Source organism: Variovorax sp. 22077 (genome assembly GCF_052044195.1).
In the GTDB taxonomy this organism is placed as follows: Bacteria; Pseudomonadota; Gammaproteobacteria; order Burkholderiales; family Burkholderiaceae_C; genus Variovorax; species Variovorax atrisoli.
Genome location: NZ_JBQEQC010000032.1, coordinates 39,864 through 63,420 on the forward strand (window position 1 = coordinate 39,864; position 23,557 = coordinate 63,420).

The following is a 23,557-nucleotide window of genomic DNA, read 5'->3' on the forward strand; positions in this document are numbered from 1 at the left end:
GTCAGGTCGGCGGAAGAATCCGCCGCATGCCCTCCCTCCCCGTCGAAGACGCCGAACCCGTATCGCTGAGCCCCACGCTGATCGTCGAGGACGACCCGGCCATGCAGGAGCGCCTGCGCCACGTACTGTCCACCCTCGGCTGCGACAGGAACCGCATCGCGGTGACCGACAGCGTCGCCGGCGCCCGGCAGCTGCTCGAGGGGCACGGCTACGGCGTGGTGCTGGTGGACATCGGCCTGCCCGACGGCAGCGGGGTCGAGCTCATCGGCTGGCTGCAGGCCAACCGGCCGGCCATCCCTGCGGTGGTGATCTCGGCCTGGCGCACCGAGGAGATCATCTTCGCGGCACTGCGCGCCGGCGCCATCGGCTACCTGCTGAAGGAGCGCGACGACGTCGAACTGGGCATCGCGCTGCGCAGCATCGAACAGGGCGGCGCGCCGATCGATCCGAGCATCGCGCGCCACATCCTCGCCTGGCTGTCGTCGCACCAGGCGCCCGCCGATGCGCCCGCGCAGGCGCAGTCCTCCGCGGAAGCACCGGCAGCGCTCACGCCGCGGGAGCGCAAGATACTGGAGCTCGTCTCGCAGGGCCTGAGCAACCGCGACATGGCCGAATCGCTCTCGATCTCGAAACTGACCGTGGAATGCCACACCAAGAACATCTACCGCAAGCTCGCCGTCAGTTCGCGCACCGAAGCAGTCTTCGAGGCGCGCAGGCATGGCTTGCTGCGCTGAGCTGCGCAGTCGCCCTGCTTCTCCTGGCGGCCTGCCCGGCCCTCGCCGCAGAAGGCAGCGCCCCTCCCACGCTGCGCGCGGAGGCCGTGCGCGGCACCGGCTGGAACGACACCGCCCCGCCCGCCGAGGGCTGGACGCCCGTCGCCCTGCCCGACAGCTGGGCCACCCGCTGGCCCGGCTTCGACGGCGTGGTCTGGTATCGCCTGACATGGGAGCAGCCCGAACAGGCGCGTGAAGCCGGCCTGCTGCTGCACTACCTGAACATGGCCGGCGAGGTCTCGCTCAACGGCACGACGATCTCGCGCGACGAGAGCCTGGTGGAGCCGCTCACGCGCGCCTGGAACACGCCGCGCTACTGGCTGCTGGCGCCGCCCATGCTGAAGCCCGGCACCAACACGCTGCTGGTGCGCGTCTCCGGCCTCTTCGCCTACCAGGCGGGGCTGGGGCCGGTGAGCCTGGGCACGCCGGCCGCGATGCAGGCGGAGTTCGACGGCGAGCGCCTGGTGCGCCGCGACCTGCAGGTGCTGGGCCTCGCGGTGAGCGCAGCGGCCTCGGCCTTCTTCGCCGCGCTGTGGCTGCTGCGCCGGCGCGAGACGGCCTATGGCTGGTTCGCGCTGATGTCGGTGCTGTGGCTGGTCTTCGGCTACAACCAGATCGCGACCAGCCCCTGGCCCTTTGCGAGCAACCACGCGTGGCAGGCGCTGAACACCTCCACCCTGCTGGTCTTCAGCGTGTCGTACGTCGTCTTCGCGCTGCGCTTCTGCGGGCGGCGCATGCCCCGGCTGGAACTTGCGGCGCTGCTGCTGGCGGCAGCGGGCGTGCTCGACCTGTGGCTGGCGCCAGTGGCGGACCTCATCGAGCATCGCGCCATCTGGACGATGCTGGGCGGCCTCACCGTCATCGCGGTGAACGGCATCTCCATCGTTCATGCGCTGCGCCACCGCGACAGCCCGATGCGCCCGCTCGCGCCGTTCATGGCCATCTCGGCCCTGACGGGCGCGCACGACCTGCTGGTGTTCACGCAGGTGATCGACAGCAACACCTACTACACGACGATGTCGTCCTACGTGCTGCTGCTGGGCATGGCGCTGACGCTGGCCGCGCAATTCGTGAAGAGCCTCAAGCGCATCGAGAACTTCAACACCGAGCTGATCGAGGAGGTGAACGCGGCCAAGGCCGAACTCGCCGCAACGCTGGCCCAGCAGCACGCGCTGGAGCTGGCGCACGCACGCATCGGCGAGCGCGTGAACCTGGTGAGCGACCTGCACGACGGGCTGGGCGGCATGCTGGTGGGCAGCATCGCGACGCTGGAACACAAGCCCGACAACCTCGGCGCGCCGGAACTGCTCGCCATGCTCAAGCGCCTGCGCGACGACCTGCGGCTGATCATCGACGCCACCGGCGACGACCACGGCGCCCGCGCGCTCGGCGAGCTGCTGGTGCCGATGCGCCACCGCAGCGCGCAGCTGCTGGACGCCAACGGCATCGACTGCCGCTGGGAGGTGTCGGGCATCGACACGCTGGAGCTGCCGCCCTCGCAGAGCCTGGACCTGATGCGCTTCCTGCAGGAGGCGCTGACCAACGCGCTCAAGCACAGCGCGAGCCGGCGCGTGGACGTGAAGGTGGCGCGCGCGGGCGCCGAACTCCAGCTCAGCGTGCGCGACGACGGGCGCGGCTTCGCGGTCGAGGACCAGACGGCCGGCGCGGGGCTGCGCAGCCTGCGCACGCGGGCCCGCCGACTCGGCGCCGAGCTGCACCTGCAGTCGCGCCCCGGCGAGACCCGGGTAGCACTGCGGATGCCGCTCGCCGGCTGAGACTTCAGAGCTCGAGCACCAGCCGCCCCTCGCAGGCTCGCGAGCAGCAGGCCATCATCTTGGTGTTGGCGTCGCGCTCCATGCGCGTGAGCACCACGTCGCGGTGGTCGACCTTGCCGGCGAGCACGCGCACCTCGCACGAGCCGCACAGGCCCTCCTCGCAGTCGCTCTGCACGTCGACGTTGGCGGCGCGCAGCGCGGTCAGCAGGGTCTGATCGGGCGGCACGGTGAGCACGAGGCCCGAATCCTTCAGCTCCACCTCGAAGGCATGCTCCTTCGAAGGATCGAGCGTGGCCAGCGTGGATTCGAAATGCTCCACGCGCAGCGCGCCCTCGGGCCATACGGCGCAGCAGTCTTCCAGCGCTTCGAGCATGCGCAGCGGGCCGCAGGCGTAGACCTGCGCGCCGGGCACCGGCAGCGCGAGCAGCGCCTGCAGGTCGTTGCGCCGGCCTTCGTCGGCGGCGTGCACATGCAGGCGCTCGCCATGCAGCGCGGCCAGTTCGTCGACGAAGGCCATGCTCGCGCGGCTTCGGCCGCTGTAGTGCAGCTCGTAGTCCATGCCCAGCGCCTTCGCGCGCCGCGCCATCGCGCTCACCGGCGTGATGCCGATGCCGCCGGCGATGAAGATCGCCTTCTGCAGCGACTCGTCGAGCCTGAAGTGGTTGCGCGGTCCGCGGATGCGCAGCCGGTCGCCGGCCTTCACGTTCGCATGCACCCATGCGGAGCCGCCGCGGCCTTCGGGCTCGTGGAGCACGGCGATCTCGAAGGCGCCCGCGTCGTCGGGATCGCCGCACAGCGAGTACTGGCGCGAGAGTTCGGGCGTGCCGCATTCGACGTCGATGTGCGCGCCTGCCGTCCAGCGCGGCAGCGGCTTGCCATCGGGCGACACGAGGCGCAGCTTGACGATGCCCTCGGCCACCTGCGTCACGCCCTGCACCACCACCGGCCGCGCGATGGAATGCGCCGAGGGCTCGCCGATGCGCACCGGCACGCGCACGTCGCGCAGGCCGGGGTTCGCGCGCTCGGGGTTGGCCGCCGGGTCCCATTCCACCCACAGGTGCTCGGGCCCGCGGAAGGAGGTGTTCGGCACGTAGGTGAAGCGCTGCTGCGCAAGCCGCATGTGCGGCAGCCGGCGCGTGAACTCCTCCAGGAAGATCTGCATCTCCATGCGCGCCAGGTTCTTGCCCATGCACTGGTGCGAGCCGTAGCCGAAGGTGAGATGGTCGCTGGCGTTGTCGCGGCGGATGTCGAACAGGTCGGCATCGGAGAAATGCCCCTCGTCGTGGTTGGCCGACGAGGTGACGATCAGCAGGCGCGAACCCGCCGGCAGGTCGACGCCGCCGACCTGCGTGTCTTTCGTGACCATGCGGCGCCACGCGGCCACCGAGCCGTTGTGGCGCAGGCACTCCTCCACCGCGTTGGGAATGAGCCCGGGGTCTTCGCACAGCTCGCGCCACACCTGCGGGTGCTGCAGCAGCAGCTTCACCGCGTTGGCGGTGGCGTTGGCGGTGGTCTCGTGGGCGGCGACGATGCCGGCCATCATCATCGAGTGCAGGTACGAGTCGGTCACCACCTCGGGATGCTGCATCTGCTTGCGGATGCCGTACTGCATCCAGCCGGGCGCGTCCGGGTCCTGCCGCATCTTGTCGAGCACCTTGCCGGCGTACTGCCAGAAGTTGCCCACCGCATGCGCCACCGCCACCTGCTCCTCGGGCTTCGGGCGGCCCCAGGTGTTGACGGTGTGCGCGATGGAGTACTTGCGCAGCGTGTCCATGTCTTCCTCGGGCACGCCGAGGAAGTGCAGCGCCACGGTGAGCGGGATCTCCCACAGCATCTGGTCGACGAGGTCGGCGCGGCCGTCGTCGATGAAGCGGTCGACGTACTCGCGCGCCAACTCGCGCACCATGGGCTCGTGGTGCTTCAGCGCCTCGGGGGTGAAGGGGTCCATCAGCGCACGGCGGCGCGGCATGTGGGCGGGCTCGTCCTCGTTGACCAGCGTGCGGTTGAGCGCGAAGCCGTAGGAGGCGAGCACCGCATTGGCCTCTTCGCCGGTGGGCGTGATCTTCTCGAGCGCGATCGACGGGCTGAAGGTGATGTTGTCGCGGAACACCGCCTTGATGTCCTCGTAGCGCGTGAGCACCCAGTAGCCCAGCTTGGGGCTGTAGAAGATGGGCTCCTGCTCGCGCGCCCAGCGCACGTACTCGGGCGGGTCCTGCTGGTAGCCGTCCTCGAAGGGGTCGAAGTCGGCGGCGCGCCGGCTCACCGGGCAGCCGGTGGGCGTGCGCTCGGAGGACAGCGGGCCGTGCGCGACGGGGCAGCCGGAGGTTCGTGGAGGCAAGGCGGTGTCTGCGGACATGGCGGCGCGCTCAGTCGAGGGTGATCTTCAGGTCGCGGATCAGCTTGTGCCAGCGCTCGGTCTCGCTCTTGAGCAGCGCGGCGTACTGCGCGGGCGTGTTGCCGACCGGCTCCACGCCGAAGTCGACCATGCGCGTGCGCACCGAGGGCTCGTTGATGGCCGCGACCAGCTGGCGGTTGAGCGTGTTCACCACGTCGGCCGGCGTGGCCGAGGGCACCACCACGCCGACCAGCGCGGCGGCCTCGACGTTCTTGTAGCCGAGCTCGGCGAAGGTGGGCACGTCGGGCAGCTGCGGCAGGCGCGTGGGGTTGGCCACCGCCAGCGCCTTGACCTTGCCGCCCTTGATGAAGCCGGAGCCCGCGGCCAGGTCGACCATCATGGCCGGCAGCTGCCCGCCGACCACGTCGGACAGCGCGGGCGCCGCGCCGCGGTACGGCACGTGGACCATGAAGAGCTTGGCCTCCACCTTCAGCAGCTCCATCGCCAGGTGGTGCGGACTGCCCGCGCCGGCCGAGGCGTAGTTGATGCCGCCCGGCTTGGCGCGGGCCTGGGCGATGAAGTCCTTGGCCGAGTTGAAGCCCGAGTTGGCGCCGACCACCAGGATCATCGGGAACTTGCCCATCAGCGTGACGGGCGCCAGGTCCTTCGTGGGGTTGTAGCTCAGCGACTTGTAGAGCGCGGGGTTGAACACCAGCGTGCCGTTGTCGGCCGACAGCACCGTGTAGCCGTCGGCCGGCGCGCGTGCGGTCTCGGCCGCCGCCAGCGCGGTGTTGCCGCCGGGCTTGTTGTCCACCAGCACGGGCTGAGCGACCTGTGTCGACAGCGTCTGCGCCACCGTGCGGGCCAGGAAGTCGGAGCCGCCGCCGGCCGCGTAAGGAACGATCCAGCGGATCGGCTTGGCGGGATAGGCCTGCTGTGCGCCGGCACCTGCGGCGACGGCAGCGAGCGAAAGGACCGCGAGGCAGCGGGCGATGTGCTTCTTCATGAGGGAGTCTCCGTGAGGGATTTTGTGTATTGCGTAATTATCATACGCATAGCGTAATTCACGGATCGCGGGTTTACCCGGCCTCACCGGGCGAGCACCTAACATCCAGCCGTCATGACCCAGCCCAACGAATCCGAGCCTGTCTCCCCCGCCGCCCCCGCCCGCGAACGCCGCCAGCGGGTGCAGTCCGCCGAGACCGGCATGTCGGTGCTCAAGGGGCTGGCGCACCTGGGCGGGCGCAGCAGCCTGACCGCGCTGTCGGCGCACGTCGCCGAGAGCCCGGCCAAGGTGCACCGCTACCTCGCGAGCCTGATGGAAGCGGGCCTGGTGCTGCAGGACGCAGCCTCGCAGCACTACTACCTGGGCACCGAGGCCATCCAGATCGGCCTTGCAGCCATGCGCCAGGCCGACCCGATCCGCGCGGCCGAGCCCTGCCTGATCCGCCTGCGCGAATCTCTGGAGGTGACCTGCTTCGTGGCCGTGATGGGCAACAAGGGCCCGACCATCGTGCGCTTCGAGGAGCCGGGCCTGCCGGTCACGGTGAACGTGCGCGCCGGCTCGGTGATGTCGATGCTCTGGTCGGCCACCGGACGCGCCTTCCTGGGGCTGCTCGACGAATCGCGCGTGGTCGCGCTGGCCGAACAGGAGCTGGGCGAGGCCACGCCGGAGATGCGCGCGCAGCTCGACGCGAAGGACCCGATCGGCGAGTTGCGCCGCGAGGTGCGCCAGGCGCGCTGCGCGGGCGTGAAGGACACCTACCTGCGCGGCATCAGCGCCGTGGCGGCGCCGGTGTACGACTATGCGGGAAGGGTCTGCGCCGTGATCACCGCGCTGGGTGCCACGGGCGGCTTCGATCCGTCGATCGACGGACCCATTGCCGCTGCGGTGCGGCAGGAAGCCAGGGCCGCGAGCGCCCTGCTGGGCGCCGCGAGCTGAAGCAGGGTCAGTCGGCCCAGACCACCGTGCCGGTCCACGCCGTGGCCAGCACCAGGATGCCGAAGGCGATGCGGTACCAGGCGAAGGGAATGAAGCTGTGGCTGCTGATGTACTTCAGCAGCCAGCGCACGCACAGCCAGGCGCTGATGAACGAGAACACCAGGCCCACGGCGAACAGCGGCACATCGGCCATCGACAGCGCCGCGCGCTCCTTGTAGATGCTGTAGACGCCCGCGCCGATCAGCGTGGGAATGGCAAGGAAGAAGGAGAAATCGGTCGCCGCCTGGCGCGACAGGCCCAGCAGCATGCCGCCGATGATGGTCGAGCCGCTGCGGCTGGTGCCCGGGATCATCGCGAAGCACTGCACCAGGCCGACCTTGAGCGCATCCCACGGCGTCATGTCGTCGACGTGCTCGACGCGCACCGATCCGGGCGGACGCTTCTCGGCCCACAGGATGATGAAGCCGCCGATGATGAAGGTGCTGGCCACCACGGTCGGGATGAACAGGTGCTCCTTGATGACCTTGCCGAACAGCAGGCCCAGCACCACCGCGGGCAGGAAGCCGATGAAGATGTTCAGCGCCAGGCGCTGCGCCTTGGGCTGGCGGGGCAGCGCGACGACGGTCGAGCGGATCTTCTGCCAGTACACCAGGATCACCGCGAAGATCGCGCCGGTCTGGATGGCGATCTCGAAGACCTTGCCCCGGTTGTCGCCGAAGCCGCCGAGCAGGGAGCCCGCAAGGATCAGGTGGCCCGTCGAAGAGATGGGGAGAAATTCGGTGAGACCTTCGACGATGCCCATGACGGCGGCCTTGGCCAGCAAAACAATATCCACGCGGACTCCTTTCAAGTGCGGTCATTATCGCGAGGGGGCTGGTCAGCTCGGGCTCAGCCTCCCCTGTTCCGGTGATGTTCAGATGCATTGCGTTGACACACAGTCGAGGGTGTGCGAAGGCATTCGATGCCGAAGGAGTCATTGGTAATGCGAACGTTCACGCCCGGCGACAGACTCGAAGAACACGCCTCGACTTTCGACGATCACGGCCAGGACCGCCGCAAGAACGCGCAGGACCTGGAGCGCGAACAGCACGCCTCGATGCGCCGCGTCTCGCAGGCCACCGGCGCATCGGCCCACGAGCTGCAGCAGCTGATGCAGCGGCTGCTCGACATCGACCGCTCGGGCTCGAGCGCGGGCATCGTGGCGCAGGGCCACATCGAGGCCGACCGCATGCAGTCGGGCATGTCGGCGCTCGACCTGGGCGACGGCAACGTGGCCGAGCAGCGCGGCGACGCGGTGCAGAGCATCGACTTCTGGCTGCTCGAACCGCTGGACCCCGCGCACGACAAGAAGTGGTACGCCCGCTGGAAGTTCTGGAGCTTCATCCTCGGCGCGGCCGACGCCGAGGCCGCGCTCACCCTGCAGGGGCTGGCGCTGCGCCCCACCGAGCCCGGCGACACCCACGCCGATCTCGTGGCCAAGGCGCGAAAGGTTCTCGAAAGCTGGCGCCGCACCTCCGAGCCGCTCTTCTGGTCGGCCGTGGAGTGCTACGTGCGGCAACAGTCGTTCTCGCTCGAGACGCAGGCCTACCTCATGCACTGCATCGCCTCGGTGTTCACCGGCGATCCCATGAAGCTGTCGAACGCGCAGAGCGAGCAGCTCGCGGCCGTGCTCGCCGACACGTATTGCGACGCGCTGGGCACCTCGGCGAGCATGCCCTCGGCGGACATCTACCGCCGCCTGGCGCAGGGGCTGGAGGCCACCGACCGCGAAACCGGCCTCACCCGCACCCTCGGGCGCAGCGACGCGGCGCAGATCGCGATGACCGCGCTGTTCTCGGTGATCGAGTTCTCTCGCCTACGCTGAAGCGCCGCCACCAGTGCGCCGGCGCAGCGCGCGCACCGCACTGTCGACCGTGGTGAGCACCGGCAGCCCGCTGGCCGCCTCGCAGGCGTCGCGCGCCCGCGCCATGCTGAACTGCGCCAGCGCGATGCGCGTGCAGCCGCGATCGCGCAGTGCGGCGGCCTGCTCGGCGATGAGTGCATCGTGGCGCTGCGTGTCGCCGGCGTTCAGCGCGTCGAGCGCGCCCTCCGCCAGCGCGGTCTCCAGCGCCGTGCCCTGCGGAAACTCCGGCGGCATCGACGCCAGCGTGGGCGCGAAGGTGGCGATGAGGCCGAGCCGGCCCTGCAGCCCCTGCAGCGCCTCGTCGATCATGGCCCCGTTCGGCTTGAGCACCGGGATGCCCGCGTGCCGCCGCGCCACCGCCTCGATGCAGGGCCCGAAGGCCGAGCAGGTGAAGAGAATGCCCTGCGCGCCGGTGTCGACCGCGTACTGCGCGAGGCGCTGGAAGCGCTCGTGCATGGCGTCGTCGAGCCCCCTGCCGTTGCGCGCCAGGTCGGCCGAGAGGCTGTCGTCGAGCAGGTTCATGCGCACGGCCTCGGGCCAGTCGCGCGCGAAGGCTTCGTTGATGGGCGCGACGGAGTGCGAGAGCGCGTGGATCAGGGCAAGGCGTGGCATGAGGGTCATGGACTCGGCGGCAAGCGCTCAGATGCCCTTGGAGGAAGGATTGGCGAAGGCCTCCTTCGTCTCGGCATTCAGCGGGTAGTTGATGTTGATGTTCTTGGGCGGAATGGGCGACATGAACCACTTCGCATAGAGCTTCTCAATCTCGCCCGACTTCATCATGCCCGAGACCACGCGATCCACCAGCGCCTTGAAGGCCGGGTCGTCCTTGCGGAACATCAGCGACTGGTTCTCGGTGCGCAGGCTCTCGCCGGTGATGATGAAGTCCTTGGGGTTGCGCGCGTTCGCGATCTGCCCGGCCAGCAGGATGTCGTCGAGCACGAAGGCCTGGGCGCGGCCGCTTTCCACCAGCAGGAAGGAATCGCTGTGGTCCTTGCCCGCGAGGTTGGTCACCTCCAGGCTGCGGCCGCGGTCGGCCTCGCGCAGCAGGCGGAACGACGTGGTGCCGCTGGTGGTGGCCACCGTCTTGCCCTGCAGGTCGGCGATGCTCCTGATGCCCGAATCGGCCTTCACCAGCATGCGTACGTTGTAGCGGAAGATGTCCGGCGAGAACGCCACCAGCTTCTGCCGCTCGACGAGGTTGGTGGTGGAGCCGCACTCGATGTCGACCGTGCCGTTCTGAACCAGCGGAATGCGGTTGGCCGAGGTGACGGCCTGGTACTTGATCTCGACGGCCGGCATCTTCAGCTCGCTCTTCACCGCCTCGACGATGCGGTTGCAGATGTCGAGGCTGTAGCCGATGGGCTTGAGATTGCCGTCGAGGTACGAGAAGCCGAAGGACGACTCCCGGTAGCCGAAGGTGATGGAGCCGCTGGCCTTGATCTTGGCGAGCGTGTCGTTCTCCTGCGCCTGCGCCGCGGCGAAGGGCATGAACGCGGCCACGAGCACGGCGGCGAAGGGAAACAGCGGACGAAGCTTGGGCATGGAACGCTCCTCGGAACGATGGTTGGGGGGGAAACGAGCGGGGAAAAAGGAGCGCTCAGCGCGCCGCGGCGCGCGTGACCGCGTCGATGGAGGCCGCGAGCCGCGCGGCGATCTCCTGCAGGTCTTGCCGGGTGGCGATGAAAGGCGGCGCCAGCAGCACGTGGTCGCCCTGGCGGCCGTCGACCGTGCCGCCGAAGGGGTAGCACAACAGGCCGCGCGACATGGCGTCCTTCTTGATGGCGGCGTTGACCTTCAGCGCCGGATCGAACGGCGCCTTGCTCGCCCGGTCGGCCACCAGTTCGATGCCCCAGAAGAAGCCGCGCCCGCGGATGTCGCCCACGTGCGGATGCGAGCCCAGCGCCTCGGCCAGCATCGCGCCGAAGGCGATGCCGTCTTCCCGCACCTTGGCGACCAGGCCGTCGCGGCGGATCACCTGCTGCACCGCGAGCGCTGCGGCGCAGGCCATGGGGTGGCCGAGGTAGGTGTGGCCGTGCTGGAAGAAGCCGCTGCCCCGGGACATCGCATCGACGATGCGGCGCTGCGCCAGAACCGCGCCCACCGGCTGGTAGCCGCCGCCCAGGCCCTTGGCGACGGTCATCAGGTCGGGCACCACGCCATCCTGCTCGCAGGCGTGCAGCGAGCCGGTGCGGCCCATGCCGCACATCACCTCGTCGAGGATCAGCAGCACGCCGTACTTGTCGCACACCGCGCGCACCGCCTTGAAGTAGCCCGGCACCGGCGTGAGCACGCCGGCCGTGGCGCCGCCGACGGTCTCGGCGACGAAGGCGATCACGCGGTCGGCGCCCTGGGCAAGGATGGCGGCCTCCAGCTCGGCTGCGAGGCGCTGGCCGTACTGCTCGGCGCTCTCGTCGGTGCGCTGCTCGCGATAGGGATAGCACGGCGACACGTGCGTGGCCGGCACGAGGATGGGCGCGAAGGGCTCGCGGCGCCAGGCGTTGCCGCCCACGGCCAGCGCGCCCAGCGTGTTGCCGTGGTAGCTCTGGCGGCGCGCGATGAAGTGCGTGCGCTGCGGCTGGCCGATCTCGACGAAGTACTGCCGCGCCATCTTCAGCGCCGCCTCCACCGCCTCGGAGCCGCCGCTCACCAGATAGACGTGGCTCATGCCCTCGGGCGCGGAGCCGATCAGCTCGTCGGCCAGTTGCTCGGCCACCTCGCTCGTGAAGAAGCTGGTGTGGGCATAGGCCAGCCTGTCGATCTGCGCATGCATGGCGGCCATGACTTCGGGATGCGCATGGCCCAGCGAGGACACGGCGGCCCCGCCGGAGGCGTCGAGGTACTCGCGGCCTTCGGCGTCGCGGATGAACATGCCCTGGGAGCTCGCGGCAACGGGCGGGGTCTGGCGGAGGTGGCGGTGGAAGACGTGCGTCATGGCTCGGTGGTTGGAACTAACGTTTCCGGTGAATTATTGTTTGGAACATTTGTTCCGTCAACTGCCGTGTTCCATCTGCTCCGGTACATTTGTTCCAACTCAGCCAAGGAGACACACCGCCATGGGCGCCAAAGAGCAGATCCGCCAGCGTTTCAACGAACTGAGCCCCGCACTGCAAGAGGTGGCGCGCTACGTGCTCGACCACCCCAACGCGGTGGTCACCGGCTCGATGCGCAGCGTCGGCATTCGCTCGCAGAGCACGCCCGCCACGCTCGTGCGCTTCGCGCAGCACATGGGTTTCGAAGGCTGGCCGCAGCTCAAGGAGGCCTTCGCCGCGGAGATGGGCCTGGGCTCCGAAACCTACGGCGGCCGCGCCAAGCAGCTAGTCGGCCGTGCCAGCGACCAGACGCTGACCGGTGAGATGTTCGAGGTGCAGCGCCGCAACCTCGAAGCCACGCACCAGCAAAGCGGCTATGCGCTGCAGAAGGCCTGCGCACTGATCGAGAAGGCGCCCGCCGTGCACGCGGCAGGCTTCAGGGCCTGCTTTCCGATCGCGTTCTCGTTCGTGTACGTGTACCGGCTCTTCCGCGCCAGCGTGCACCTGGTCGATGGCCAGGGCGGCTCGCTGGAGATGCAGCAGCGCGCCTTCTCCAAGGGCGACGCGGTGGTGGTGGCGAGCTTCGCGCCCTACTCGCGGGAGGCGCTGCAGGTGGCGAAGGCGGCCAAGGCGGCGGGCTGCCGCATCGTGGCGATCACCGACAGCGTGGCCTCGCCGCTGTCGCTGCTGGCGGACGAGACGCTGCTCTTCACGATCCACAGCCCGTCGTTCTTTCCGTCGATCGCGGCCGGGGTGGCGGTGACCGAGGCGCTGGTCGAACTTCTCGCCAGCCGCGCCGGCAAGCCGGTGATCCGGCGCATCGACGAGACCGAGGCGCAGCTCTTCGAATCGGGGGCGTACCTCACGGCGCCGGCCGCGCGCGGAGGACAGGGGCAGGCCTGACCGCCCGGGCGATCAGGCGTTCGGATCCTCAGGCCAGCGCCCGGGTGCGGCTCGGATTCTTCTGGCTCAGGTAGAGCACCAGAAGATCGCGGTTGGCGTTGATGTGGTCGCGCATGGCGGCCTCGGCGACGCCGGCTTCCTGCCGGCCGAGCGCCTCGACGATGCGGCAATGGTCCGCGAACGCCTGCAGGGCCTGCTCGTGCTTGTGCAGCAGCATCGAGGCATCCCGGTTGTGGGGGCGCAGCTTGCTGTCGAAGATGATCGGCAGCTGGCTGGCGCGCTGCACCGCCTCGGTGAGCCAGCGGTTGTCCGCCAGCGCCAGCAGCTTCTGGTGGAAGGCCACGTCGAGGTCCTGCCAGCGCGCGGCGCGGCCGTCGGACCATTCGCCGGTGTGGTGCAGCAGCTCGTGCTGCTCGTCGAGCATGGCCGTCAGCTCCGACAGCGCCTTGCCGTCGAGCCCGACCTCGGCGATCAGCCGGCAGCACATGCCCTCCAGCGTGGCGCGCACGCTGAAGGCGTCGTACACGTCCTTGGCGTTGAAGCGGCGCACCTGGAAGCCCTTGTTGGGCAGGTAGACGAGCAGCCCCTCGTCCGCCAGCCGTGCCATGGCGCCGCGAACGGGCGTGCGCGACACGCCGAGCTCGTTGGCCAGCGAGATTTCCATCAGGTGGGAGCCGGGTGCGATCTCGCCGTCGAAGATGCGGTCACGCAGGGTATCGGCCACGGACAACGCTCGGGTCCGTGAAGGATCTGGGGGGGTCATCGAAAGTGGAAACTGGGGACGGCCGGAAGCGGGCCGCGCGGATGGTACGGCCGCGTACAAAAGCTTCATATCCCCAGTTTCCGTAAAAATTTTTATTCCTGGACTTTTTCGATGATTGCGGAGAATTTATTAACCTGTGTGAACCAGTTGGGACCTTAGGCCTTACCTCGTCCCACCCCGACCGTCAAGACGAGAACCTTTGCATTCGCTGTCAGCCCGCAGCTTTCCGGGCAGCCACATGGATCGCGGCGCGGATGCGCGGATAGGTGCCACAGCGACAAATGTTTCCGCTCATGGCGCCAGAAATGTCGTCATCGCTCGGATTCGGCGTCTTTTTGAGCAGCGCGCAGGCCGACATGAGCTGGCCGCTCTGGCAGTACCCGCACTGCACCACGTCGACTTCGGTCCAGGCGTTGCGCAGGGCGTCGGCCTCCCTGCCCTTGAGGCCTTCGATTGTGGTGACCTCGCGGCTGCCGACCGCCTCCAGCGGCGTGACGCAGGAGCGCACCGGCTCGCCGTCGAGGTGCACGGTGCAGGCGCCGCACAGCGCCTTGCCGCAGCCGAACTTGGTGCCGACGAGCTGCATCTCGCCGCGCAGCACCCACAGCAGCGGCGTGTCGGGCTCGGCGTTGACGGTGACGGCCTTGCCGTTGACTGTGAGCGTGGTGGTCATGGGGTGCTCCTTCTTTACTTTTTCCCTGTTCAGGCGAGCCGGAGCGGCAGGCTGCGCAGCCGCTGGCCCGTGAGGGCGAACACCGCGTTCGCCACCGCCGGCGCGATCGGCGGCGTGCCGGGCTCGCCCACGCCGCCGGGCGCTTCGCCGCTGGCGGCGATCTCGACCTCGATGGCCGGGCACTCGTTCATGCGCAGCGGCATGTAGTCGTGGAAGTTGCTCTGCTGCACCCGGCCCTTCTCCACCGTGATCTCGCCATGCAGCGCGGCGGAGAGGCCGTAGACGATGGCGCCTTCCATCTGCTGGCGGATCAGGTTCGGGTTGACGGCCACGCCGCAATCGACGACGCAGGTCACCCGGTGCACCCGCACCTGCCGGTCCGGCGAGACGGACACCTCCGCCACCTGCGCGACGATGCTGCCGAAGGAACGGTGGATCGCGAGGCCGCGCGCCCGCTTCGCGCCGTCGGGCGCCGGTGCCGGCGGCTGGCTCCAGTTCGAGAGTTCGGCCACACGCCTGAGCACGCGCAGGTGGCGCTCATCCTTTGCGAGCAGCGCGGCGCGGAACGCCACCGGGTCCTTGCCCGCGGCGGCGGCGCACTCGTCGATGAAGCTCTCGACGAAGAAGCCGTTCTGCGAATGCGCGACCGATCGCCAAACGCCCGTGGGCATGGCCGACTCCACCGGCACGTGGGCGACGCGCGCGTTGGGGAAGGCATAGGCCGTGTTCCAGGCGCCGTCGGTGGCGGTGTCCATGAGCGAGGGGGCGCCCATGCTCGATCCGGCCGTGACGGTCTGCCACGCGACCAGCGCGCCGGCCGCGTCGAAGCCCGCCCTGCAACGCGCCACGTAGGCGGGGCGGTAGAAGTCGTGCGCCATGTCTTCCTCGCGCGACCAGAAGAGCTGCACCGGCGCGCCGCCGGTCTCGCGCGCCAGCATGGCGGCCTGGGTGACGAAGTCGGTGCTGTAGCGCCGGCCGAAGCCGCCGCCGAGGTAGGTCACGTGCAGCTCGACCTTGTCCGCGTCGATGCCCAGCGCCTTGGCCGCCGCACCGCGCGTGAAACCCGGCGCCTGGGTGGGCGCCCACACGGTCGCCTTGCCGTCCTTGAACTGCACGGTGCAATTCATCGGCTCCATGGTCGCGTGGGCCAGGAAGGGCACACGGTACTCGGCCTCGATGGTCTTGGCGGCCGAGCGGAACGCACCGGCCACGTCGCCGTCGTCCAGCCGGGCGTTGCCGGGCCTGGTGCGCAGGGTCTGCGAGAGGCGCTCGATCATCTCGGAGCTCGACAGGCTGGCGGCCGGGCCGTGGTCCCATTCGATGGCGAGCGCCTTCACGGCGCGCATCGCGTGGTACGGGGTGTCGGCGATGACGGCCACCCCGCCCGGCGTGGCGCCGGTGCCGATGAGCGTGGCGCCGACCGGCTCCAGCGCCATCACCTTGCGCACGCCCGGCAGCTTCTGCGCGGCCGTGGCGTCGAAGCTCGCGACGCGGCCGCCGGTGGTCGGGCACATCGCGATGCTCGCGTACAGCAGGCCCGGCGGCAGCACGTCGAGCCCGAAGGTGGCGGAGCCGTCGAGCTTGGCGGCGCCGTCCATTCGCCGCGCGGGCTGGCCGATGAGCTTGAAATCAGCCGGCTTCTTCAGCGCCACCTGCGTCGGCAGGGGCTGCTGCGCAGCCTTGGGGGCCAGCTCCCCGAAAGTGGCGCTCCTGCCGCTGGCCTGGTGCAGCACACGCCCGGCCTCGGCACGGCATTCGGCAGCAGGCACCTGCCACAGCGCAGCGGCCGCGCCGAGCAGCATGGTTCGCGCCGACGCACCGGCTTCGCGCAGCGGTACCCACTGGTCGGTGATGCTCGAGGAGCCGCCCGTGCCCGAGAGCCCCGGGATCGCGCGCAGCAGCTTGCCCATCACGTGCTCGGTCGAGCGCTTCATCGCGCCCTCGTCGCCGGGCCGGAAAGGCAGCGCATCGAGGATCGCCGCCTGGTTGTTGTAGATGGCGTCCGAGCCGGCCGTCTCCAGCCGGATCTGCCCGAGCGAGGCGCCCATCTCCTCGGCCAGCAGCATCGACAGGCCGGTGTGCGTGCCCTGCCCCATTTCCGACTGCGACATCATCAGCGTGACCGTGTTGTCGCTGCCCACCTTGACCCAGCCGTTGAGCGCGACCTGGCCCGGCGCCGCAGGCAAGGGCTGCGACCCTGTCAGCCGCGACGCGACCGGCGTGGCAGCCCATCCGACGACGAGGGCACCGACGGCGCCCGCCGTGCCGAGGACGAAATGGCGGCGCTTGAGCTTGGGCATGGCGTGGTTCCTTCGTGGGGATGCGTGAGTGGAGGATGGGATCAGGCGTCGGCGACGATGCCGCGCCAGAAGGTCTCGAAGCCGGCCTCGCAGTAGCCGGCGCGGCCTTTCCTGCTCTTCGCCTGCGCGACGAAGGCCATCGTGGTCTCGGCCATCGCGCCCAGCATCGCGCCGAGGAAAGGCAGCGGCTGGTCGCGTATCAACCCGTTGCTGATGCACTCCCTGGCAAGCACCTCCAGCCGCAGGAACGGCGCCATGCCCGCGGCCTTGCTCTCTTCGCTCACCTGGTCCGACACCTTGAGCTGCGAGACCACCTTGAACTTCTCGGGGTTGTCGACGCCCCAGTAAACGTAGCGGTCCCAGATGTGGCGGTATTTGGTCTTGGGGTCGGCCTGCTCGGGCCAGTCTTGGAGCATCACCTCGGCAAGCTCGGTCTTCAGCTGCCGGTAGAGCTCGTTGACCAGCACTTCCTTGTTCGCGAAATAGGTGAAGAGCGTGCCTTCGGCCACGCCGGCTGCGCGCGAGATGGCGGAGGTGGGCGTGCTCCATGCACCCCGGCTGGCGAACTCCGCGATGGCCGCATCGAGGATCGCATTGCGCTTGTCTTCGCTTCTGGGTCTGGCCATGGGTCGGGACGGCGTTCTTTATTGATTGAGTACGTACTCAATTATAGAAATGCGTCGCGACGCCTGGCAATGGGTGTGGAACCCCGGGGCCGGAAGGTGGCTGGGGGCCTGCATAATCGCGCCCTTTTTTCCAAGGGGAGCCGGGGATGGAACTCGAAATCGCGCAATCCACGCCGACCGCCGCCAGCATCGCGATGCTCGTGGAGGAACGCTACGGCCTCGGCAAGGTGGTCGAGAGCGAGTTCCTACGGCGCAGCTTCAACCAGGTCTACCGGCTGGGCTTTGCCGACGGACGCCGCGTGGTGGCGCGGCTGAGCGCCGACCGGCCTCGCGGCGGCCCCAACCTGCAGTTCGAGGCGGCCGCGCTCGACCACCTGTCGCGCACGGGCTGCCGTGTCTCGCGCTGCGTGCCGACCGCCGACGGCCAGATCGCCATCGAGGCGCCGCTGCCCGAAGGCCCGCGCGCGCTGATGCTGTTCGAGCACCTGAGCGGCGAATTCACCGGCGACGCCGCCCCCGACATCGAAGCCTTCGCCCACGGACTGGCCTCGTTGCACACCGCAGGCGAAAGCTACCGAGGCCCGGCAAGCCTCTATCGCCTGGACCTCGACTACCTGTTGCTGCGGCCGCTGCAAGGCCTGCTGCGCGCGCCGACCATGACGGCCGAGCTCCGCCCGCAGTTCGAGGAGCTCGGCGAGCGCCTGCATGCCGCCATCCTGGGCCTGGGCGAACTCGGCGATGTGCTCTGCCATGGCGACGCGCATGGCAGCAACAACTTCATCGTCGACGACGATGCGCATGGGCGGCGCCAGGCCGTGTTCTTCGACTTCGACGAGGCAGGCCCGGGCTACCTTGCCTACGAGCTCGCCGTCTATCCGTGGATACTTCATCCCCGCACGGCGGATGGCGTCCTGGGCGACAAAGCCGCCCAGCAATGGCGCCATTTCATTCACGCCTATCGCGAGACCCGCCCGGTGCCCGACGCAGACCTCGCCGCCATTCCCCGCTTCATGGCGGCGCGTCAGTTCTGGCTGCTCGGCGAATACGCCGGCCGCATCCCGGTCTGGGGCTCACAGGCGATGCCCACCGACTACCTCCGCCGTCAGCTGGCCATGCTGCGCAAGTGGGAAACATTGGAGTTGCCACTCTAGGCGCGACGCCGCACCGGCAGGAACCCTGCACCGGCGGCGCAGGTCAAAAAACTGTCGCGGCGCCTTGTCGCGACAGGAGGCAATGACCATGAAGCAAGTGAAGCATTGGCAAGACCCCGTCAACGCCGCCGCCGGCGCCTGGCTGATCGTCTCGCCCTGGGTCCTGGGCTTTTCGGGCATGACCGCCGCCATGTGGACGATGGTGGCGACCGGCATCGTGCTCGGCGCGGTGGCGCTGGGTGCGACCTTCGTGCCCCGACAGTGGGAAGAATGGACCGAGGTCGCGCTGGCAGCCTGTCTCGCGGTGTCGCCCTGGGTGCTCGGGTTCCGCAGCAACGAGACGGCGATGGTCAACGCGGTGCTCGTGGCCGCGGTGATCCTGGTGCTGGCGCTGTGGGTCCTGGTGACCGACAAGGATTACCTGGGCCACACCATCGACCGCCCGGCGCATTGACGACGGCCCGCGCCGGCCGGGCACCGATGCTCGCCGCGCTCACTGCGTGGCGGGCGAGGTGACCGGCTGCGCCTGCGCGGCGCCATCCATCCACCCGGCCTGCCAGCCGCCGCCCATCGCCTGGATCAGCGCGATGGCGGTGGTCTGGCGGTTGACCTGCAACTGCACCAGCGTGCGGCGCGCGCTGAGCGCGGCAGCCTGGGCCGTGACCACGTCGGTGTAGCTCACCTGCCCGGCACGGTAGCGGTTGAGCAGCTGCTGCTCGGTCTTGTCCGCCGCGGCCGAGGCCTCGCGGCGCAGGCCTTCCTGCTGCGCGAGCGTGGCGCTCGCGGTCAGCTGGTCTTCCACCGCCTGGAAGGCGGTGAGCACCGTCTGGCGGTAGCGCGCCACGCTGGATTCGTAGCTCGCCTTCGCCGAATCGACATTGGCCGCGATCGCGCCCGCATCGAACACCACCTGCGCCACCGAAAGCCCCAGTCCCCACAGCGTGTTGGAAGAGCTGAAGAGGTCTTTCACTCGGCTGACGTTGGTGCTGCCGACCGACGCGGTCAGCCCGATGTTGGGGAAGTAGGCCGCGCGCGCGATGCCGATCTGCGCGTTGGCCGCCGCCACCGAACGCTCGGCCGCGGCGATGTCGGGCCGGCGCTGCAGCAGCGTCGAAGGCACGCCCAGCGGCACGCCCGGCACCGTGGGCGTCCACTTGGCGGCAGGCAGGCTGAAGTCGGCCGGCGCCACGCCGATGAGCGCCGCGATCGCGTGCTCGTAGGTGGCGCGCGTGCGCTGCAGGCCCACGAGGTCGGCCTTGGCGTTCACAAGCTGCGTCTGCGCCTGGAGCACGTCGGTCTGCGCGGCGATTCCGGCGGCATAGCGGTTGCTCGTGATCTCGAAGGCGCGCTGGTAGCCCTGGATGGTCTCGTCGAGCAGCACGATCTCGGCGTCGGCCTCGCGCAGCGAGAAATAGCTGGTCGCCAGGTCGCCGATGGCCGAGAGCCGCGCCGCGGCCAGGTCGGCCTCGCTGGCCTGTGCGTTGGCCTGCGCACTGCTGACCGCCTCGCGCAGCCGGCCCCAGACATCGGGCGTCCAGCTCGCGCCCAGCGACGCCGTGAAGCTGTTCGACGGGCTCGAGGTGCTGCTGCCGCCCACCGTGCCCGAGCGCCTGCCGCTGCCGGTGAGCGACACCGACGGGAACAGCGCCGCGCGCTCGCCGCGCACCAGCGCCTGGGCCTGCGTGTAGTTGGCCACCGCCGCGGCGATGTTCTGGTTCGACACCTGCACGCGGCCGGCCAGGTCGTCGAGCGTGGCATCGCCGAAGAGCTTCCACCACTCGCCGCGGTCGAGCGCGTCGGCCGGGGCCGCGGGCAGCCAGCCTTCGGCGGCCTTCTGCTCTTTCCAGTTGGGCGAAGCGGCGGTGGCCGGCTGCTGGTAGCGCGGGCCGACAGCGCAGCCCGCGAGCAAGGCGGCCAGCGCGAGCGCCGAAAGCGAAAAGCGGGAGGTGGGAGAAAACAGTGCGTTCATGTCGTTGTCGTTTCTCGCTCAGGCGGGCGTCACGCGGCTCAGCTCGCGCTCGTTGGTGCCGCGGCGGCGCAGTTTGTCGAGCAGCAGGTAGACCACCGGCGTCGTCAGCAGGGTCAGCAGCTGGCTCGCGATCAGCCCGCCGATGATGGCCACGCCCAGCGGCCGGCGCAGCTCGGCGCCCTCGCCGAAGCCGATGGCCAGCGGCAGCGCGCCCAGCGCGGCCGCCAGGGTCGTCATCAGGATCGGACGGAAGCGCAGCAGGCAGGCCTCGCGCACCGCCTCCATCGGCGTGAGGCCGCGCGAGCGCTCGGCTTCGAGCGCGAAGTCGATGATCAGGATCGCGTTCTTCTTCACGATGCCGATCAGCAGGAACACGCCGATCAGCGCGATGATGGAAAACTCCATGCGGAACATCAGCAGCGCCAGCACCGCGCCCACGCCGGCCGAAGGCAGCGTCGAGAGCACCGTGATCGGATGCACCAGGCTCTCGTACAGGATGCCCAGCACGATGTAGATCACGATCAGCGCCGCCAGGATCAGCATCGCCTGCTGCCCCTGCGACTGCTGCGCGCTCGCCGCCGTGCCTGCGAACGCGCCGCGCACGTTGGTGGGCATGGCGATGTTGGCCTCGGCCTTGGCGATGGCCTCGCGCGCGTCGCCCAGGTTGGCGCCTTCGGCGAGGTTGAACGAGATGGTCGTGGCCAGCTCGCCATCTTCATGGCTCACCGAGGTGGCCACCGACTGCTCCTCGAACTTCGCGACCGCCGACAGCGGCACGAGCGCGGTGGCCGTGTTGCTCAGCACGTTGCCGGTCGATGCATTGCGCAGCGCCGCATTGGCCGAGACCGGCACGGTGGCCGTGCTCGAAGAAGAAGACGAAGAGGACGCCGCGGACGAGGACGACTTCGATGCCGTCGACGACGAAGAAGAAGCACTCGACGTGCCGCTGGCCGCCACCTGCGTGGTCACGGTCTGCCCGCCCACCACCGACGTCTTGGTGGCCGGCACGTACACGTCGGCCAGCGAGTTGGGGCTGCGCGTGTAGCGCGGCGCCCATTCCATCACCACGTGGTACTGGTTCAGCTCCGTGTAGATGGTCGCGACCTGCCGCTGGCCGAAGGCGTTGTAGAGCGCGTTGTCGATGGCCGTCGACGTCAGGCCCAGCCGCCGCGCGCTGTCGGGGTCGACCTTGGCCACCGTCTCCACGCCGTTCTGGTCCTGGTCGGTGTCGATGTCGGTCAGCGACGGCTGCAGCTTCAGTTCGTCGGCCAGCTTCACGGCCCAGGTGCGAAGGTCGGCGACGTTGTCGCTCTTGAGCGTGTACTGGTAGGTCGAGTTGCTGGCGCGGCCGCCGGATCGCACGTCCTGCACCGTGCCCAGGAACACGCGCAGGCCGGTCACCTGGTTGAGCTGCGGGCGCAGCCGCGCGATCACCGCCAGGCCGCTGTCCTTGCGCTGGTTGGCGGGCTTGAGGTTCACGAACATGAAGCCGCCGCCCGCCCGGCCCGCGCCGGTGAAGCCCACCACGGTGTCGACCGCCTCGTCCTTGCGGATGATGTCGACCACCTGCCGCAGCTTCTCGGCGAGCGCCTGCGACGAGATGCTCTGGTCGGCGCGCAGGCCGCCGTTGAGCTGGCCGCTGTCCTGCTGCGGGAAGAAGCCCTTGGGCGCCGCGCTGAACAGGTACACGTTGAGCCCGACCACCGCCACCAGGATCAGCATCACCAGCGCCTTGCTGTCGAGCGCCCAGTCGAGGCTGTGCTCGTAGCGCTTGAGCACCCAGTCGTAGCTGCGCGCGGCCATCCGGCCCAGCCTGCCCTGCGGCTTGTTCCTGTCGTGCTCGCCGCCGGGCTTGAGCAGCCAGGCGCACATCATCGGCGTGGTGGTCAGCGAGATCACCAGCGAGATCAGCACCGCCGCGGACAGCGTCACCGCGAACTCGCGGAACAGCCGCCCCACCTGCCCGCCCATGAACAGCAGCGGGATGAACACCGCCACCAGCGACACGCTGATCGACAGCACGGTGAAGCCCACTTCCTTCGCGCCAAGCAGCGCGGCCTTCATGCGCGTCATGCCCGACTCGATGTGCCGGCTCGTGTTCTCCAGCACCACGATCGCGTCGTCCACGACGAAGCCGGTGGCCACCGTGAGCGCCATCAGGCTCAGGTTGTTCAGGCTGAAGCCCAGCAGGTACATCACCCCGAAGGTGCCCAGCAGCGCCGCCACCGTCGCCACCGCCGGCACCACCGTCGCGCGCGCGCTGCGCAGGAACAGGCTCACCACCAGCACCACCAGGATCACGGAGATGATCAGCGTGAACTCCACCTCGCGCAGCGAGCCGCGGATGGAATTGGTGCTGTCCGATGCGACCTGCAGCGTCACGTCCGGCGGCAGCTGCGCCTGCAGCTCGGGCAGCAGCGCGCGCACGCTGTCGACCGTCTCGATGATGTTGGCCGAAGGCTGCCGCGTGATCAGCACGATGATCGCCGGCTCGCCATTGAACAGGCCCAGCGTGCGCGTGTCCTCCACGCCGTCGACCACCTCCGCCACGTCCTGCAACCGCACCGCAGCGCCGTTGCGCCAGGCGATGACCATCGGCGCGTAGTCGCTCGCGCGCAGCGCCGGCGTCTGCGTATAGATCTGCAGCTTGCGCCCCTCGCCCTGCACCATGCCCTTGGGCCGGTTGGCGTTCGAGGCCTGGATCGCGGCGCGTACGTCCTCGGTGCTGATGCCGTAGCGGTTCAGCGCGAACGGCAGCAGCTCGATGCGCACCGCCGGCAGCGAGCCGCCGCCGATCTCGACGTCGCCCACTCCATCGACCTGCGACAGGCGCTGGCTCACGATGTTCGACACCGCGTCGTAGATCTGGCCCGGCGTCTTCGTCTTCGACGTGAGCGCCAGGATGATCACCGGCGACGCCGCCGGGTTGGCCTTGCGGTAGGTCGGATTGCTGCGCAGCGTGGCCGGCAGGTCGATGCGGCTCGCGTTGATCGCGGCCTGCACTTCGCGGGCCGCGCCGTCGATGTTGCGGCTGAGGTCGAACTGCAGCGTGACGCGGGTGGAGCCCACCGAGCTGGTGGACGTCATTTCGTTGACGCCTGCGATGGTGCCCAGGTGGCGTTCCAGCGGGGTTGCGACGCTGGTGGCCATCGTTTCGGGGCTGGCCCCGGGGATCGAGGCTCTGACGGAGATGACGGGGTAGTCGACCTGTGGCAGGGGGGAGACCGGGAGGACGAAGAAGGCGGCTATGCCGGCCAGGGCTATGCCTATGGTCAGGAGGACTGTGCCTATGGGGCGGCGGACGAAGGGTAGGGATAGATTCATCTCGCTGCTCCTTCTGGGAGCATGCTGAGCGCTTGTTTCCCGGGGCCGGGTCTCGGCCCGGCGGCCGACTCACTTTCTTTTGCTTCGCCAA

The 23,557-nt window shown here is 69.3% G+C and carries 19 protein-coding genes; 7 read left to right on the forward strand and 12 right to left on the reverse strand.

Translation table 11 applies throughout. The features are described 5' to 3' along the window. The first annotated feature begins 26 nt into the window (after nucleotides 1-26). Together ACTJLF_RS31415 and ACTJLF_RS31420 are read left to right on the forward strand one after the other, a co-directional pair. Entirely contained in the window at nucleotides 27-734 is a 708-nt protein-coding gene (locus tag ACTJLF_RS31415) for a response regulator transcription factor (RefSeq protein ID WP_126185975.1), read from the forward strand. Between the two features lie 86 nt (nucleotides 735-820). Continuing rightward, the gene (locus tag ACTJLF_RS31420) at nucleotides 821-2,548 is read left to right on the forward strand and encodes a sensor histidine kinase (RefSeq protein ID WP_311733683.1); all 1,728 of its coding nucleotides are present in this window, start codon (nucleotides 821-823) and stop codon (nucleotides 2,546-2,548) included. A gap of 4 nt (nucleotides 2,549-2,552) precedes the next feature. Here ACTJLF_RS31420 and ACTJLF_RS31425 read toward each other — a convergent pair whose 3' ends face one another. Further along, the gene (locus tag ACTJLF_RS31425; protein WP_440884625.1) at nucleotides 2,553-4,904 is read right to left on the reverse strand and encodes a cytochrome P450/oxidoreductase; all 2,352 of its coding nucleotides are present in this window, start codon (nucleotides 4,902-4,904) and stop codon (nucleotides 2,553-2,555) included. A 10-nt stretch (nucleotides 4,905-4,914) separates the two neighbouring features. After that, nucleotides 4,915-5,889: a Bug family tripartite tricarboxylate transporter substrate binding protein gene (locus tag ACTJLF_RS31430; RefSeq protein WP_019655017.1), complete on the reverse strand. Its 975-nt coding sequence runs from the start codon at nucleotides 5,887-5,889 to the stop codon at nucleotides 4,915-4,917. A 114-nt stretch (nucleotides 5,890-6,003) separates the two neighbouring features. On the opposite strand from ACTJLF_RS31430, the gene ACTJLF_RS31435 reads away from it, so the two are divergent. After that, nucleotides 6,004-6,825: an IclR family transcriptional regulator gene (locus tag ACTJLF_RS31435; RefSeq protein WP_440884626.1), complete on the forward strand. Its 822-nt coding sequence runs from the start codon at nucleotides 6,004-6,006 to the stop codon at nucleotides 6,823-6,825. Between the two features lie 7 nt (nucleotides 6,826-6,832). Here the strand turns inward: ACTJLF_RS31435 and ACTJLF_RS31440 are convergent, their stop codons facing one another. Then, the gene (locus ACTJLF_RS31440; protein WP_019655015.1) at nucleotides 6,833-7,660 is read right to left on the reverse strand and encodes an undecaprenyl-diphosphate phosphatase; all 828 of its coding nucleotides are present in this window, start codon (nucleotides 7,658-7,660) and stop codon (nucleotides 6,833-6,835) included. A 147-nt stretch (nucleotides 7,661-7,807) separates the two neighbouring features. Here ACTJLF_RS31440 and ACTJLF_RS31445 point away from each other — a divergent pair, with 147 nt between their 5' ends. Further along, complete coding sequence (locus ACTJLF_RS31445; protein ID WP_019655014.1) at nucleotides 7,808-8,689, forward strand: hypothetical protein; 882 nt, start codon at nucleotides 7,808-7,810, stop codon at nucleotides 8,687-8,689. On the opposite strand, the gene ACTJLF_RS31450 is transcribed toward ACTJLF_RS31445, so the two are convergent. The 3 genes from ACTJLF_RS31450 to ACTJLF_RS31460 are packed head-to-tail and all read right to left on the reverse strand — an operon-like array spanning nucleotide 8,681 to nucleotide 11,660. Next, entirely contained in the window at nucleotides 8,681-9,340 is a 660-nt protein-coding gene (locus ACTJLF_RS31450; protein ID WP_440884627.1) for an aspartate/glutamate racemase family protein, read from the reverse strand. The genes ACTJLF_RS31445 and ACTJLF_RS31450 overlap by 9 nt on opposite strands. 27 nt (nucleotides 9,341-9,367) lie before the next feature. Then, nucleotides 9,368-10,270, reverse strand: coding sequence for a transporter substrate-binding domain-containing protein (locus ACTJLF_RS31455; RefSeq protein WP_440884628.1), 903 nt, complete (start codon nucleotides 10,268-10,270; stop codon nucleotides 9,368-9,370). A gap of 55 nt (nucleotides 10,271-10,325) precedes the next feature. Next, nucleotides 10,326-11,660: an aspartate aminotransferase family protein gene (locus ACTJLF_RS31460; RefSeq protein ID WP_440884629.1), complete on the reverse strand. Its 1,335-nt coding sequence runs from the start codon at nucleotides 11,658-11,660 to the stop codon at nucleotides 10,326-10,328. Between the two features lie 121 nt (nucleotides 11,661-11,781). Between ACTJLF_RS31460 and ACTJLF_RS31465 the strand changes: the two genes are divergently transcribed. Continuing rightward, entirely contained in the window at nucleotides 11,782-12,660 is an 879-nt protein-coding gene (locus ACTJLF_RS31465) for a MurR/RpiR family transcriptional regulator (RefSeq protein WP_019655010.1), read from the forward strand. A gap of 28 nt (nucleotides 12,661-12,688) precedes the next feature. On the opposite strand, the gene ACTJLF_RS31470 is transcribed toward ACTJLF_RS31465, so the two are convergent. The 4 genes from ACTJLF_RS31470 to ACTJLF_RS31485 all read right to left on the reverse strand — a co-directional run bounded on the left by ACTJLF_RS31470 (nucleotide 12,689) and on the right by ACTJLF_RS31485 (nucleotide 17,022). Further along, complete coding sequence (locus ACTJLF_RS31470; RefSeq protein ID WP_164713586.1) at nucleotides 12,689-13,384, reverse strand: GntR family transcriptional regulator; 696 nt, start codon at nucleotides 13,382-13,384, stop codon at nucleotides 12,689-12,691. A 250-nt stretch (nucleotides 13,385-13,634) separates the two neighbouring features. Further along, a complete protein-coding gene (locus ACTJLF_RS31475) occupies nucleotides 13,635-14,096 on the reverse strand; it encodes a (2Fe-2S)-binding protein (protein WP_132750537.1) in 462 nt (153 codons plus the stop codon). A gap of 29 nt (nucleotides 14,097-14,125) precedes the next feature. Beyond that, a complete protein-coding gene (locus tag ACTJLF_RS31480; protein WP_440884630.1) occupies nucleotides 14,126-16,396 on the reverse strand; it encodes a molybdopterin cofactor-binding domain-containing protein in 2,271 nt (756 codons plus the stop codon). A gap of 41 nt (nucleotides 16,397-16,437) precedes the next feature. After that, entirely contained in the window at nucleotides 16,438-17,022 is a 585-nt protein-coding gene (locus tag ACTJLF_RS31485) for a TetR/AcrR family transcriptional regulator (RefSeq protein ID WP_184605278.1), read from the reverse strand. A 146-nt stretch (nucleotides 17,023-17,168) separates the two neighbouring features. Here ACTJLF_RS31485 and ACTJLF_RS31490 point away from each other — a divergent pair, with 146 nt between their 5' ends. Both ACTJLF_RS31490 and ACTJLF_RS31495 read left to right on the forward strand, forming a co-directional pair. Continuing rightward, nucleotides 17,169-18,173, forward strand: coding sequence for a phosphotransferase enzyme family protein (locus tag ACTJLF_RS31490; protein ID WP_440884631.1), 1,005 nt, complete (start codon nucleotides 17,169-17,171; stop codon nucleotides 18,171-18,173). Nucleotides 18,174-18,261: 88 nt separating this feature from the next. Continuing rightward, entirely contained in the window at nucleotides 18,262-18,627 is a 366-nt protein-coding gene (locus ACTJLF_RS31495) for an SPW repeat protein (protein ID WP_126185987.1), read from the forward strand. A gap of 39 nt (nucleotides 18,628-18,666) precedes the next feature. Here ACTJLF_RS31495 and ACTJLF_RS31500 read toward each other — a convergent pair whose 3' ends face one another. Both ACTJLF_RS31500 and ACTJLF_RS31505 read right to left on the reverse strand, forming a co-directional pair. Then, nucleotides 18,667-20,142, reverse strand: coding sequence for an efflux transporter outer membrane subunit (locus ACTJLF_RS31500; RefSeq protein ID WP_132750535.1), 1,476 nt, complete (start codon nucleotides 20,140-20,142; stop codon nucleotides 18,667-18,669). 18 nt (nucleotides 20,143-20,160) lie between these two features. Then, entirely contained in the window at nucleotides 20,161-23,466 is a 3,306-nt protein-coding gene (locus tag ACTJLF_RS31505; RefSeq protein ID WP_440884632.1) for an efflux RND transporter permease subunit, read from the reverse strand. Nucleotides 23,467-23,557: the final 91 nt, after the last annotated feature.

What these genes read in the sequence shown, in the direction of transcription:
- ACTJLF_RS31500 (WP_132750535.1), bottom strand. Translation starts at nt 20,142, where the DNA reads ATGAACGCACTGTTTTCTCCCACCTCCCGCTTTTCGCTTTCGGCGCTC.
- ACTJLF_RS31480 (WP_440884630.1), bottom strand. Translation starts at nt 16,396, where the DNA reads ATGCCCAAGCTCAAGCGCCGCCATTTCGTCCTCGGCACGGCGGGCGCC.
- ACTJLF_RS31465 (WP_019655010.1), top strand. Translation starts at nt 11,782, where the DNA reads ATGGGCGCCAAAGAGCAGATCCGCCAGCGTTTCAACGAACTGAGCCCC.
- ACTJLF_RS31435 (WP_440884626.1), top strand. Translation starts at nt 6,004, where the DNA reads ATGACCCAGCCCAACGAATCCGAGCCTGTCTCCCCCGCCGCCCCCGCC.
- ACTJLF_RS31495 (WP_126185987.1), top strand. Translation starts at nt 18,262, where the DNA reads ATGAAGCAAGTGAAGCATTGGCAAGACCCCGTCAACGCCGCCGCCGGC.
- ACTJLF_RS31415 (WP_126185975.1), top strand. Translation starts at nt 27, where the DNA reads ATGCCCTCCCTCCCCGTCGAAGACGCCGAACCCGTATCGCTGAGCCCC.
- ACTJLF_RS31460 (WP_440884629.1), bottom strand. Translation starts at nt 11,660, where the DNA reads ATGACGCACGTCTTCCACCGCCACCTCCGCCAGACCCCGCCCGTTGCC.
- ACTJLF_RS31475 (WP_132750537.1), bottom strand. Translation starts at nt 14,096, where the DNA reads ATGACCACCACGCTCACAGTCAACGGCAAGGCCGTCACCGTCAACGCC.
- ACTJLF_RS31450 (WP_440884627.1), bottom strand. Translation starts at nt 9,340, where the DNA reads ATGCCACGCCTTGCCCTGATCCACGCGCTCTCGCACTCCGTCGCGCCC.
- ACTJLF_RS31505 (WP_440884632.1), bottom strand. Translation starts at nt 23,466, where the DNA reads ATGAATCTATCCCTACCCTTCGTCCGCCGCCCCATAGGCACAGTCCTC.
- ACTJLF_RS31485 (WP_184605278.1), bottom strand. Translation starts at nt 17,022, where the DNA reads ATGGCCAGACCCAGAAGCGAAGACAAGCGCAATGCGATCCTCGATGCG.
- ACTJLF_RS31490 (WP_440884631.1), top strand. Translation starts at nt 17,169, where the DNA reads ATGGAACTCGAAATCGCGCAATCCACGCCGACCGCCGCCAGCATCGCG.
- ACTJLF_RS31455 (WP_440884628.1), bottom strand. Translation starts at nt 10,270, where the DNA reads ATGCCCAAGCTTCGTCCGCTGTTTCCCTTCGCCGCCGTGCTCGTGGCC.
- ACTJLF_RS31430 (WP_019655017.1), bottom strand. Translation starts at nt 5,889, where the DNA reads ATGAAGAAGCACATCGCCCGCTGCCTCGCGGTCCTTTCGCTCGCTGCC.
- ACTJLF_RS31445 (WP_019655014.1), top strand. Translation starts at nt 7,808, where the DNA reads ATGCGAACGTTCACGCCCGGCGACAGACTCGAAGAACACGCCTCGACT.
- ACTJLF_RS31425 (WP_440884625.1), bottom strand. Translation starts at nt 4,904, where the DNA reads ATGTCCGCAGACACCGCCTTGCCTCCACGAACCTCCGGCTGCCCCGTC.